Annotated in this window: 9 protein-coding genes; 2 read left to right on the top strand and 7 right to left on the bottom strand. The window is 43.7% G+C overall.

Annotation, left to right across the window (positions count from 1 at the left end; translation table 11 throughout):
• Positions 1-11: 11 nt before the first annotated feature.
• The gene (gene polA, locus B9T38_RS14390) at positions 12-2,777 is read right to left on the bottom strand and encodes a DNA polymerase I (RefSeq protein WP_086197456.1); all 2,766 of its coding nucleotides are present in this window, start codon (positions 2,775-2,777) and stop codon (positions 12-14) included.
• A 163-nt stretch (positions 2,778-2,940) separates the two neighbouring features.
• Here polA and B9T38_RS14385 point away from each other — a divergent pair, with 163 nt between their 5' ends.
• Positions 2,941-5,646 carry a DUF2339 domain-containing protein gene (locus B9T38_RS14385; RefSeq protein WP_086197455.1) on the top strand — a complete coding sequence of 902 codons (2,706 nt, stop codon included), beginning with the start codon at positions 2,941-2,943 and terminating at the stop codon, positions 5,644-5,646.
• Between the two features lie 434 nt (positions 5,647-6,080).
• Here the strand turns inward: B9T38_RS14385 and B9T38_RS14380 are convergent, their stop codons facing one another.
• Both B9T38_RS14380 and B9T38_RS14375 read right to left on the bottom strand, forming a co-directional pair.
• The gene (locus B9T38_RS14380; protein WP_086197454.1) at positions 6,081-7,007 is read right to left on the bottom strand and encodes a mechanosensitive ion channel family protein; all 927 of its coding nucleotides are present in this window, start codon (positions 7,005-7,007) and stop codon (positions 6,081-6,083) included.
• 9 nt (positions 7,008-7,016) lie between these two features.
• The gene (locus B9T38_RS14375; protein WP_086197453.1) at positions 7,017-7,847 is read right to left on the bottom strand and encodes a DUF432 domain-containing protein; all 831 of its coding nucleotides are present in this window, start codon (positions 7,845-7,847) and stop codon (positions 7,017-7,019) included.
• A 93-nt stretch (positions 7,848-7,940) separates the two neighbouring features.
• On the opposite strand from B9T38_RS14375, the gene gspE reads away from it, so the two are divergent.
• A complete protein-coding gene (gspE, locus tag B9T38_RS14370; RefSeq protein ID WP_086197452.1) occupies positions 7,941-9,428 on the top strand; it encodes a type II secretion system ATPase GspE in 1,488 nt (495 codons plus the stop codon).
• 135 nt (positions 9,429-9,563) lie between these two features.
• Here gspE and B9T38_RS14365 read toward each other — a convergent pair whose 3' ends face one another.
• The 4 genes from B9T38_RS14365 to B9T38_RS14350 form a co-directional block, all read right to left on the bottom strand.
• Positions 9,564-10,388, bottom strand: coding sequence for a carbon-nitrogen hydrolase family protein (locus B9T38_RS14365; protein ID WP_086197451.1), 825 nt, complete (start codon positions 10,386-10,388; stop codon positions 9,564-9,566).
• Between the two features lie 24 nt (positions 10,389-10,412).
• Positions 10,413-10,931: an anti-anti-sigma factor GigB gene (gigB, locus tag B9T38_RS14360; protein ID WP_086197450.1), complete on the bottom strand. Its 519-nt coding sequence runs from the start codon at positions 10,929-10,931 to the stop codon at positions 10,413-10,415.
• A gap of 113 nt (positions 10,932-11,044) precedes the next feature.
• Positions 11,045-12,013: an RsbU family protein phosphatase GigA gene (gene gigA / locus B9T38_RS14355; protein ID WP_086197449.1), complete on the bottom strand. Its 969-nt coding sequence runs from the start codon at positions 12,011-12,013 to the stop codon at positions 11,045-11,047.
• A 112-nt stretch (positions 12,014-12,125) separates the two neighbouring features.
• On the bottom strand, positions 12,126-13,085 hold the full coding sequence (locus B9T38_RS14350; protein ID WP_086197448.1) for an MlaA family lipoprotein: 960 nt from the start codon (positions 13,083-13,085) through the stop codon (positions 12,126-12,128).
• Positions 13,086-13,360 lie beyond the last annotated feature (275 nt).

The raw sequence follows: 13,360 nt of genomic DNA, 5'->3' as shown, positions 1-13,360 counted from the left end.
AAATTTCTGGATTAGTGCGCCTCATCCCAGTTATTGCCTTTACCCACTTCGACAATTAGCGGTACTGAAAGCTGGATCACCGATTGCATCACTTCTGCCAGTTTCGGTGCCAGTTCATCGGCAATGTCGGCATCGACTTCAAACACCAATTCATCGTGTACTTGTAACAGCATTTTAGCTTGATCTTTAGGCAACATTTTATCCACTTCAATCATGGCTATTTTAATGATGTCAGCAGCGCTGCCTTGAAGCGGAGCATTGATGGCCGCACGTTCGGCACCTTTACGTACCATCATGTTACGGGCATCAATATCCGGCGTATATAAACGGCGACCTAGAATGGTTTCCACAAAACCTTGTTCCAAAGCCACCTGACGCGTACGTTGCATGTACTCATAAATGCCCGGATAACGATGGAAATATTGCTTGATATAGTTTTGCGATTCTTCACGGGTAAAGCCCAATTGACGAATCAGACCAAATTCGGACATGCCATATAAGAGACCGAAGTTAACGGCTTTGGCCTGACGACGCTGGTCATTGGTGACGTCTTCCAGTGCAATACCCAGAACTTCAGCTGCAGTACGGCGGTGTACATCCTGACCATGCTTAAAAGCATCAACCAAAGCTTCATCCTGGGAAAGATGCGCCATTAAACGCAGTTCAATCTGTGAATAATCGGCAGCTAGCAAAACCCGACCTTCAGGTGCAATAAAGGCTTTACGAATCTGACGGCCAATTTCTTCACGTACCGGAATGTTTTGCAGGTTGGGATCGGTTGAGGACAAACGACCTGTTGCCGTTAAAGCCTGATGGTAGCTGGTATGCACACGCCTGCTGTCATTGTTGGCCTGTTTTTGCAAGCCATCGGTATAGGTGCTTTTCAGTTTGGAAAGACCGCGATACTGCAAAATTAAATCAGTAATCGGGTGGTCGATTTTTTCCAGAATACTTTCACTGGTGCTGTATTGACCGGTTGCTGTTTTTTTGCCGCCTTTCAGACCGAGTTTGTCAAACAGGATTTCACCGACCTGTTTCGGCGAGCTGACATTAAACGGCTGACCGGCCATTTCAACAATCTGGTTTTCCAGGTCTTGAATGGTATTGGAGAAATCGACACTCAACTGATCTAAAAATTTCAGGTCCAGCTCGATGCCGTTTTCTTCCATGATGGTCAGCACACGCGCTACCGGCATTTCAATATTGTGCAAAATATTGTTCAGCTCAGGAATGGCCTGCAATTTTTTCGACAATACCTCGTATAGACGATAGGTGACATGTGCATCTTCCGCCGCATAATGCGCCGCTGTTTCAATGTCGATCTGGTTAAAGGTCTTCTGTTTAACGCCTTTGCCTGCAATTTGTTCAAAGGTGGTGGTCAAATGACTCAAATACACACGAGCAACATCATCCATGCCATGACGGGTCGCCACAGAATTTAAAACATAGGATGCCAGCATAGTATCGAAATACCAGCCTTGCAGTTCGATGCCGTGATTTTGCAGAATATGGGCATCATATTTTAAATGATGACCAATTTTTTCAACCGCAGGATTTTCTAAAATCGGTTTGATTTGCGCCAGGATAGTTTCACGATTCAGCTGTTCCGGTGCACCTTCATAGTCGTGGGTCAGCGGAATGTAATAGGCATCGTTGGCATCAAAAGCCAGTGAAAAGCCAACCATTTCCGCTACGCGATAATCCAGACTGGTGGTTTCGGTGTCAAAGGCAAAGCGTTTTTCAGTGCTTAAACGCTGGAACAGGTTGTCCCAGTCCGCTTGAGTTAAAATGGTATGATAAGTGGCTTTGCCTAGTTGATCATCCACACTGGTCAGTTCTGCCTCATCTTCAGTATTAATGACAGCAGTGGTATTGATCTCAGTTTCAATACTCTTAGCCGCCTGTTTATAAACTGAATTGTTTGGATTATTCGGATGATCGAGGGATTGTAACTGGTTACGGAACTCAAGTTCGGTATATAGGTGACGTAATTCTTCCACATTCGGATCACCGAGTTTCAGGTCTTCATAACAAAGACCCATATCCAGGTCGCAAACGATACTGGCCAGCTGATGATCCAGGGTAATACCTTCGACATTGTCTTTAATACTTTGACCGACTTTGCCTTTAATTTTATCGACATTTTCCAGAATGCCGCCAATGGAGCCGTATTCGGTCAAAAGTTTAGCCGCGGTTTTTGCACCGACACCCGGTACGCCACGGATGCCATCGGAAGCATCACCCATCAAGGTTAAATAGTCGATAATCTGATTCGGCCATACGCCAAATTTTTCAAAAACAGCGTTTACATCCATCGGCTTGTCTTTAAAGCTGTCTTCAAGGGTCACTTTGTCGGTGACCAGCTGGGCCATGTCTTTATCACCAGTCGAGATCAGCACCTGATAACCTTTGGCTTCGGCACGTTTAGCCAAAGTACCAATCACATCATCTGCTTCGGCACCGGGAAGAGTATGTAAAGGAATGCCCAAAGCACGAATCAGGTTATGAAGATAGGGAATCTGCTGCGACAGTTCATCCGGCATGCTTGGACGGTCACCCTTATAAATGGGTGAAAGCTGATGACGGAACGTCGGCTCAGGCGTATCAAAAATCACTGCCATATGCGTTGGCTGAATACGGCGCATCAACTTTTGAATTGCAGAAATGGCACCACGAATTGCGTTGGTCTGTAAACCAGTCGAAGTGGTTAGTGGTGGCAGTGCATGATATGCACGAAATAAAAAATATGAGCCATCGACCAAAACAAATGGTGGCATTGAAAGATTCCTAATTCAAATATCGGCCTTATTGTACGTGATTTTGCCCATGAGCATAGACACATCATTCAAGATGCGTGTTACCGAATATCTGATGAATGCTTAAAAATCAAGGTCACAGCTGTTGTATGATCAAGTTAATCAGGATTGAGATAAAGAAAAAATGAGGAAAGGACAGGGCGAAATCCGGATGATTTGGCTGATGGTACTGATTATTGTCGGCGTGGGGTCCTGGTTTTTGGATGTACGCATCTTCACCTATTTATGTGGTTTGGCCTTTGTCATGAGCCTGATGCAATATGTCGATGCGATCCAGTCCCCGGTAGCTGAAATTGCTGTAGAAACAAATATTTCAGTCCAGGAAAACTCTAAAGTTCCTTTATATCTGTGTTCAATTATTGCCATTGTCGGAGGCATTCTTGATTGGGAGTTTGCCGTAGGAGTGGGTATCACGGCGTGGATTTTTTTCTTTTTAAGATGGTTACGCCGTTTAGAAGGTTTATTGAACCATATTCAAATGCAATTGCCGCACACTCAAACGCTGGCTTCTCCGGTTGTTGAAAATCCACCGTCTCAATTTCCTGACTCTCAGCCTGCATCATCGTCATCGGAATTGATTGAACAGTTAAAGCAGTGGATTTTTCAAGGTAATCCGGTTTTAAAAGTGGCCATCTTGGTACTGGTCATTGGCATCATCTTGTTGCTACGTTTTGCCACCGAACATTGGCAACTCAGTCTGGCGATGAAACTGGCGATTGTTGCAGCGTTCAGTGGGGCAGTGACCGGACTCGGTTATTGGATGCAGAGTAAAAACCGCAGTTTCGCCTTGGCGTTGGAGGGGCTGGGTTTAGCGGCCTTATTTTTGACCCTGTTCTTTGCCTATTACAATGCGGTGATTCCGACGCTCGCCATCGCTGGACTGTGTTTTGCTCTCATCATGGGCCTAACCCTGATTCTCAGCTTAAAACAGCAATCGATTGAACTGGCGTTGATGGCGATGATCATTGCCTATATTGCACCGTTTACCCTGCCGGTTCGCAACACGACAGCGATTGAACTGATTGCTTATTATGTGGTGATCAATCTGGCCGTTGCGATCTTAAGTACCTTACGCCCCTGGAAAATGCTGAATCAAATCGCATTTTTAATGACAGTGATTGTGGGTGGTGGTTATGCTTTTTATCGTGGAGAGGAATCTGAACGAAATGCTTTAACCTTATTGGTTGCGGTGCATACGGCAATTTTTGTCTGGCTGAGTTTTCGTTTTAGCCAGCTACTGGCCAAAGAAGATCTGGCACAGTTCAAACTGAAACCTGCTTTGGATATTGCCCTGATTTTTGGTGCGCCTCTGGTCGGTTATATTTTTATTTATTTGATGCATTTTGAAGAAACGCGCTGGCAGGCTGGAGCGAGTCTGGCCTTTGCTGCCGTGTATGCAGGCTTGTATCAACTGTCAAAACACCATCAGGCGGTGCAACTAATCTCACAAAGTTATTTTAGTTTAATGCTGATTTTCCTGGTCCTGATCCCACCCATTCTTTTAACCGAGCAATGGAGTGTGATTGGTTGGGCGGTGGAAGGACTGATCATTTTTATTTATGCCCTGTATCGTCAGTCAGAGATCAGTCGCTATCTGGCCATGGGACTGATGATTGTAGCTGGCCTATCCAGTTTGTATTATCTGGTGGAGCTAAATGAATTTCCTAATCAAATGTATTGGGGCTTATGCCTGAGCTATTTTGCCGTGGCTGTGGTGGCGAATAGCCGAGAATCTTTTAGAAATCAATTAAGCAGTTCTACCATTGCCTTTCACTGTTTGCAGATGCTGTCAGCCACGACCATGTTGATTGTATTGTTGCTGGATGAAATTGACGGCCCTCAACAGCAGGTGATGAGTCTGTTGATTGTCAGTGGCTTCTATCTACTGATCAATGAAATCATGTTGCGTTGCAAAGCCACTTGGACTTGGCTATTTCCTAAATGGTTCGGCCTCATTCCGGTCTTTGTTTTTGCCTTGATTATTGTGATTGATCAAAGTCAGCAGGGCATCATTGTCTGGCCCACGATGTTTGACCACCTAGGTTTTGCACTCTCCGGATTGATGCTGACTGCATTGTGGCTTCGTCCATTGCTGGGTGTGCGGACTGAAAAAGAGTGGGTCAGTTTTGGCACCTTGACCAGTCTGGCCATGACCAGCTTAACGCTGCTTCCGGGCATGCCTTATATCAGTGTGGTGATTTTACCTTTAATGTTCTGTGCCTGGTGCTATTGGCAACTGGATAATCCAGATTGGAAAATGTTCTGGCAAGCGCGCAGTAGTTTGCTGCTGATGGCAATCTGGATTGTCTGTTCGCAACTGTTTACCCAGCAGGCCTTTCAGGCTTATATCCTGCCGGTTATCAATCCTTTTGATCTGGTTAGTATTGCCATGCTGGCGTGCTTTATCTGGATGCTGTCTTTGCAGGTTAAATCGGGGCTGGATAAAGGCATGGTTGCCGTGCTGATGGTGCTGAGTTTGCTCTGGCTCAGCAGTTATATTGTGCTGCGCGCGTTGCATATTTATTTAAGTACGCCATTTAATGAACTGGCTTTGTGGGGAAATGCAACCGTTCAACTGAGCCTGACTTTGTTATGGGTCAGTTTGGCCTTTATGACCATGAGTCTGGCCAGTCGCAAACAGTTGCGTTCAGTCTGGATTTTAGGGGGCAGCATCTTAGTGATTGTGACCTTGAAACTGGTGCTGTTTGATTTATCCCACATCGGCACTTTAACCCGGGTGATTTCATTCCTGGGAGCAGGTTTTGTGATGTTGCTGATAGCCTATATTGCGCCGATTCCTGAACATCATCTGAATGAAAAATCCCCCTAAATTTCTTTTAGGTAAAGGATCTTTTCTCAAATCAAATAGCAGTTATATCCCGCGATTCTTTGCTTATATGAATGTTTAAAATTATCTTATTTAGGTTAGAAGTTTTCACCGCCACAATTTTTCAATAAAGTCGAAATGCATTTGTGTAGGCGAAGTCTTACTTTTGAAAGGCCAAAATGAGACTCTCAGAATATATTTTGAGTTCGCAAAAAAAGCCTTTGTTACCCATACACAACGTCCTTGTTGTGATGGGTAAAGTGTGGCATTCATGCCACACTCATAAATTAAATACCTACGAAAATCTATTTTTTATTTTGGTATGACGAACAACTTGTAGTCATTGAAAAATGATTTATGAATGAAGTCTATAATTTAATCCTCCCTGACCCTTCTTTATAAAAGGAGGGTCAGGGAGGATTAAATTATAAAAAGAACTATTTCAACCCTGTCTCACGTTTCACTTCTTTGGTATTGGCATACTGATCAATATCTTCCTCATTTAAAGGCTGAACAGTTGCGGGACGATCAACAAAGCCCATTTTCGGTACAGGAATTTCAATCTGATTATCCAAAAAGCCGTTACGGATGCGTTCCTGCATTTCATCACGAACTTTCAGGAAGTTCTCACGGTTACACCAGATGGCGAATAACAGCTCAATCGAGGATTCACGGAAGGCCGTTACAGTCACTGCCGGTTTAGGGTCAGCCAGAACCAGTGGATATTTATTGGCAACATCTAATAGCACTTCACGAACTTTAATGATGTCTTCATGAAAGTTGATCGCTAGAGTAATTGGAATACGCCGAATCGGGAATTTGGACAGGTTATAGACGGGAGCACGAATCAGCTGTTCGTTTGGTACACGCACATAGACATTGTCTTGAGTCAGCAGTTTTACCGAAAGCAGGTCAATCGAAATCACTTCACCTTCAATGGTATGTCCGCGAATCAGGGTCATTTGTACCGTATCCCCAATCTCAAAAGAGCCTTCCCCAATCAGGAATAAACCACTGATGAGGTTGGATGCAGAGGTCTGTGAAGCAAAACCCAGCGCCACTGTTAAGATACCAGCCGCACCTAAAAATACACTCAGTTTAAAACCGGCTTCTTTAAGGCTGGCCATCACAAAGATCAGGAAGATGAAATAAAAAATACCACGACGCCAGACCAGACTTTGATGGGCATTAAAGCGTGAGCCAACAGTGCGGATAAAGGTATTGGAGACAAAACGTGCAATTAAAAAACCAATAAGACACAGTACGACGGCAACGATAATTTCAGTCAGGCGTTCTGTGTTGATATTGGTAAAAATACTTTTGAGGCTGCTGGTAATTTCTTTTGGGATATTCGAATCTGCCATATTGCCGCCCTAGAAAAATGAATCAAACATGTTGAACAAAGCACTTGCCTGTTCACGTGGTGGATGGACATACATCACTTCACCCGCATGAGGAGGGGTACGGTTTTCAATTCGAATTCGTGGTGGTTTATCCAACCCTTCATGCAAAACTTTAATCTGTGACGTCCATAAGCGACCGGTACTTTCACTATAGAATAGGGGAAGTGCAGAAACCGGCACGTTCATCCGGTCAAAACGTAACTGCTGATGGCTGGTATTATGAAATTCAATTGGAGTTACCGCGCGAAAGGCACGTGGCTTGAGCTGATGCAGTTCAGTACGGCCATCGACCGCGGTGGCATAACAAATTTCACCGATACGATGATTGGGCCCGAACCAGGTATCTTTGGGCAGAATCACCGGAATATCAAACAGCGGGTCTTTTTGGCTTTCGACAAAGCCTGCAATCCATAACGGGGTGCTGATATACAGTGTACCGCGCTGTCCTGCCGGAATATAAATCGGATCGACCGGTTTAATCACCACTGAACGATCGGCCAGACGCGGCATCAGCTGTAATTTATTGTGAGTGGACTTGAACATATAACGTTCAACTTTCAGCGGTTGCGGAAAAGCAAAATTAGGATCTTCAATCGCATGCCACTTCTGTTCATAGTCGTACTGCACCTGTGGACGATGATATTCCATGCGCCATTCTTGCAGACCACGAGTCAGACGAAATAACAGTGAACCAAACTGCCAGGCCTTAGGCTGATTCAATTCAAAGCTTTGTTCGCCCCACCACTTGATTAAATTGGGCTGCTCTGCATCTATCAGTTCATCGTTTTTAGACAACGGCATATTTCCTTTATAGCTTAATCATTAAAAACAGACTTCACGCTGTCTTATGCTTAGAGTACACTCAAATCAATTTATTCATCATTATAAACTTTGATGCAAGTACTTAAACAATTACAAATACCATATAGTTTTGCCAAGCGGCATGGCGTATTGCTGCGCTACGAGGGTGATCAGGCATTTATTGTACGCCGTGAAAATACGCCCTTGCTGGCGATACAGGAAGCACGTCGCTATTTGGGGCATCCTGCACAGCACCAGTTGTGTTCTGAGCAGGAATTTCATCAATTGCTCAGTTCCAGTTTTGCCGGCGATACCGGTGAGTCGCAACAGGTAGCGGCTGGTCTGGAAGATCATCCCGACTTGCTTAGCCTCGCAGATTCGGTACCCGAAGCTGAAGATTTAATGGATCAGGAAGATGATGCACCGATTGTCCGGCTGATTAATGCCTTGCTGTCGGAAGCCATCCGCGTGGGGGCTTCCGATATTCATATTGAATCCTTTGAAAAAAAACTGTCGGTACGCTTACGTGTCGATGGACAGTTGCGTGAAATTGTGCAGCCACGCCGTGAGTTGGCACCATTGTTGGTGTCACGGATTAAAGTCATGGCCAAACTAGATATTGCCGAAAAGCGGATTCCACAAGATGGTCGTATTTCTTTAAGACTGGCCGGGCGTGAAGTGGATGTTCGGGTTTCGACGCTGCCTTCATCACATGGTGAACGTGTGGTCATGCGTTTGCTCGACAAGCAGGCTGGGCGTCTGAATATGACCCATCTGGGTTTAATGCAACCGGATTATGAACGCCTAACCCATCTGGTACATCGTCCGCACGGTATTATCTTGGTGACTGGACCAACCGGTTCGGGTAAAACCACGACTTTATATGCAGCCTTATCTGACCTGAATGATGGCTCAAAAAATATTCTGACGGCTGAAGATCCAATTGAATATCAACTGGAAGGTATCGGACAAACCCAGGTCAACAGCAAAGTAGACATGACCTTTGCCCGTGCTTTAAAAGCCATGCTGCGTCAGGACCCGGATGTGGTGATGGTCGGGGAGATTCGTGATCTGGAAACGGCTGAAATTGCCGTTCAGGCATCTCTTACCGGCCACTTGGTTTTATCTACACTACATACCAATACCGCAATTGGTGCAGTCACGCGTTTAAAAGATATGGGCATCGAACCGTTCTTGCTGGCCAGCTCCCTGATTGGAGTGATTGCCCAGCGTTTGGTTCGAACCTTATGTCCACGCTGTGCCACATGGCATGACGCTGATGCGTTTGAAACCGAAATTTTCAAACATTTACAAACAGATGCTGTATTGAAATTACCGAAACCGAAAGGTTGTGATCACTGTTCGCATAGCGGTTTTATGGGGCGTACCGCCATTTATGAAATTGTCCCTGTAGATGAACCGATGCGCCGTTTGATTCATGGCAATACTGCGGAATATGAGCTGGAAAGCTATGCGCGTAAACAGTCCGGTTCAATCCGCGATGATGGTTTACGTAAAGTACTGGCAGGAAAAACCACTTTGGAGGAAGTACTGCGTGTGACCAATGAAGCTGCCGAATAAGTGGGATCATGACTGATCATCTGTACTTGTAAATAAAAAAACATAGCTGTAAAGCTTTGCGGCACTGTACTTAAAAGTAAAAAGGTTGATCGTATTTGTTGATCAACCTTTTTTATGGGTATTAAAAATCTAAGTTTAGAATTGCAGCAAACGACGGTGCTGCATCAAAGGCATTGACTCACGGATTTTGGTTTGTTCGGCTAAATCAAACGGTACGGTAATTAGTTGAGCGCCTTCATTTTCTACCATTGCCAACAACTGCCCGCGTGAATTGGCAGCGCCTGCATGCCCCCAAGTTTGGCGTTTTTCACCATGCCAGCCTTGTTGAGCTGCACCTAAAATCTGGCATTGGCTGTCCATCGCACGGGCTTGTAGTAGTAATTGCCAGTGCATTTGGCCGGTAGTGTAGGTAAAGGCGGATGGTGCGGTAAGTATGTTTGCACCTTGACTGCGTAAGGTTAAAGCCAGTTCTGGAAAACGCAAGTCATAACACACCATTAAGCCAATATTACCAAACGGAGTTTTGGCAATCACTACATCAGTACCCGGTTCAAAGAATCGAGATTCCTGATAGCCACCCACAACATCACCCACTTGTACATCAAACAGGTGAATCTTGTCATAACGTGCTTCAGTACCTTCAGGACTAATACATAAACTGACGGTACGTACACGGCCATCACTAATGATGGAACCATCTGGGCGGAATGGGCAGGGAAGTGTTCCTGCTACAATCCAGATTTGATATTGATGTGCCAGTTTTTCCAGACGTTGCTGAAGGCTTTCAAACTGTGCTGCGGTCTCGCGTTGTTTTCCACCTGCAAAACAGACGAAGTTTTCCGGGAAAACAATCAGCTCTGCACCATCGGCTTTACTTTGTTGTACCAATGACTCGATCACGATGAAATTGGCTTCAATATCATCCTGGGAATTCATTTGTGCAACAGAGAGTAAAGTCATGGTGTAAGCTCTAAATCATCATTTTTATACATTTTGCTGCGACACTTGTTCTAAGGTGTCTTGTTCTTTTTGTAATTGTTTCACCAAAGGTTCAAACATGTTTTGGTTACTTTCATTTAACTTCATCAATGTTTTATGTGCATCTAGAACAGTGGTTAACATTGCGTTATGGGTAATGTGCTCTTCGATTAGCTCGCGAGTACATACTTTCGGATCACCACAGTAATTTAAAATCACAAAGACCTGTCCCAAGCCCATGCTATTGGCCAAGGTAGTAATATCCGGATTGGTGGATAACATGACTGCCTGAATTTGATGGACCTGTTTCAGCTTTAAACCCAGCTTGGCCAGTACACCTAAAACAGTGCTGTCAATAAATGTAGTTTGGGTTAAATCTACGATTGCCCCAACGACATTTGATTGCTGTTCAATTTTACTAAGAAGTTTGTCTAGACTAATACAAGATTGAGCACGCACTTCGCCAATAAGCTTAAAAATATGCGTTCCATTCAAGCTTGCATATTCAACATGACCTGTTGACATATAAATGCCATTTGCAGAGAAGGATATTAAAATTATCACATAGGGCCACTATAGACTCAAGTAGCCTAGAGTCGTATATCGCTTAGTTGAAAGTTAACATATTGATTATACGATTAATTCATTCGGCGTAAACTTAAGATGGCGATGTCGTCTGCCACATGTTCAGGAGCTTGAAAGGATTGATTCTGCAAATGAAAGACTAATTTTTCAAATTGTTCATTCAGTCCGCCATCAAACGGTTCCAGTGCACCATCTGAACAAATAATAAACCGGGCATGTCGATTCAGCACACATTCGAACTCTTCGACTTCCAAGTCTTCAGTCAGCCCCAAAGGGAAACTGCTGGTGTTTAAAATTTTAGGCGGCTGATTTGGTTCAAAGATAATGGCAGGAGGATAATGTCCGGCACTGGACCAGCGTAATTGATGGGTTTCTAAATTAAGAACGCCTGCAATCATGGTAATGTGCTTTTCGATATTTTCCTGAACCAGCATGCCATTCAGCTTTTTAATCAATTCACGGGGTGTTTTGGATCGGCCATGAAAAGCCGCCATCCAGGATGTCAGTAGACTGCTGGTGACACCATGTCCGGAAACATCGGCCAGATAAAACATGATTTCTTTATCGCTGATTTTCCAGTAATCGTACCAGTCACCAGACAGATAGGCAGAAGGTTGAAACAGGGTTTCAACCTTATAGTTGATTAATTCTAGAGGGTTGGGAAGTAAACGTTTTTGTAATTCTGCTGCTGAAGGCAGGTCACGACTATCCTGATTACGCTTGTATTGAGCATCAATTTTTAATAAGGAAGCTTCCGGATCACGTGGCAGCTTGTTCCAGATCCAGCCGGCTAAAGCACCCAATTCCCATGCCTGAGCCAATGCCATCCCTTCATTTTCAAAAGCCAGGACAATGGTCGGGAGTGACCATTGGTGAGTCAGATAGTCTTGTACATCAGCAATCGCTAAAATGGTCGGATCATATAAATTAATATCATCTATGTGAATCATTTGCACACCGGGAAGTGCACTGAGTACCTGATCTAAATAAGGAATATTGCGAGTCGGTTGAATGAAATACATAAAGAAATTGTATGACCCTTAAATTGATATCATCTAGAGTTGTACTATAACAATCTAATGATCAGCAAAGGAAGATGCTGTGCTGATCATATTGCTATTAAATAGATACGACTTATTTGGTTGTAGTGTCTACGTTATCTTCTTGGATTTCATCATTGGATGAATCAGGATTACTTTGTTGATCTTGATCTTCATTGCTGTCCTGATCGTCTTCAATGAACATGGTTTCAGGTTCTAGACCTTTCTTTTCAGCAATGGAGAAACTTTTACGCTGTAAATAAATATCACGGATTGCCGCATATTTGTCACCTTGTAAAACATCTTCAATGTCTAAAAGCTGGGAGCGCGCATCAATACCGCCTAATATTTGCTCACTCCAGTACACTCCATCATGATCTTCTAAAATATACTTTTGTGGGCGTGCCTGACTATCTACCACCATACCCAAAGTATCACGGAAAGTGCTAGGGCCAAACACAGGCAGAACTAGATAAGGACCAGAAGAAATACCGTAATAACCTAGTGTAGTACCAAAATTTTCTTCTTCGACATATAAACCGATACGACGAGCAGGGTCGGCAAAGCCTAGGGTGGTTAGAGTGTTAACGGTAAAGCGACCTAAAGATTCTGCGGCACGAAGTGGACGGCCTTGAATCAACTGGTTTACTGCATTCCATGGTTCCCCTAAATTTTTACGAAACTGGCGATAAGAGCCACGTACTTCATTAGGAACTTTTTCCTTATATTGAATCGCGAGAGGGCGGGCAACCTTACGATCTAATACCTCATTAAAAGCAAAGATCTGTCTATTTAAGGGTTGTAATGGATCTTTCTGGTTTTCAGGTTGAGTTGCACTTGCATCCACTTTCAAATCTTTGGCTTTAATGTTTTTTAATTCTTTCAATACTTCAAGTCTGGAGTTGGTATGTTGAGCAGATTGAGTTTGTGCTGTAGCAGATTCTAGCTCTGAAGTATTCTGTGCTTCAGAAGGAGCAACTAAATCCTGCGCAAATACAGGAGAAATTAACCCTAAAGATAAAAAGCTAGCCCAAATATAATGAAAGTGACGCATAAAAAATCCTAGAGCTCTATTAAGCCGGTACTTAAAGCAAAATACGTAATTGAATATATTAACAGGTCTTTGAACAGGCGTATTAAAACAAATTTGATCAAAATATGTAGGAAAAAATACTAAAATGACTAAAAAACGTCCTTATGGTGTGAAAAGTTAAAAAAAGGAGTTGCATTGGATAAGGGATGGTGTAGAATGCACATCCATCGGCGGTGATGAAGATTAAAACTTCTGATAAAACAGTAACTTAGTTAAAATTAATTAAGTTGGGTTTT

The sequence above is a fragment of the Acinetobacter sp. ANC 4218 genome, assembly GCF_002135245.1.
Taxonomy (GTDB): domain Bacteria; phylum Pseudomonadota; class Gammaproteobacteria; order Pseudomonadales; family Moraxellaceae; genus Acinetobacter.
Note: the sequence above shows the minus strand (reverse complement) of the source record. Positions and strands in the feature narration are given on the sequence as shown.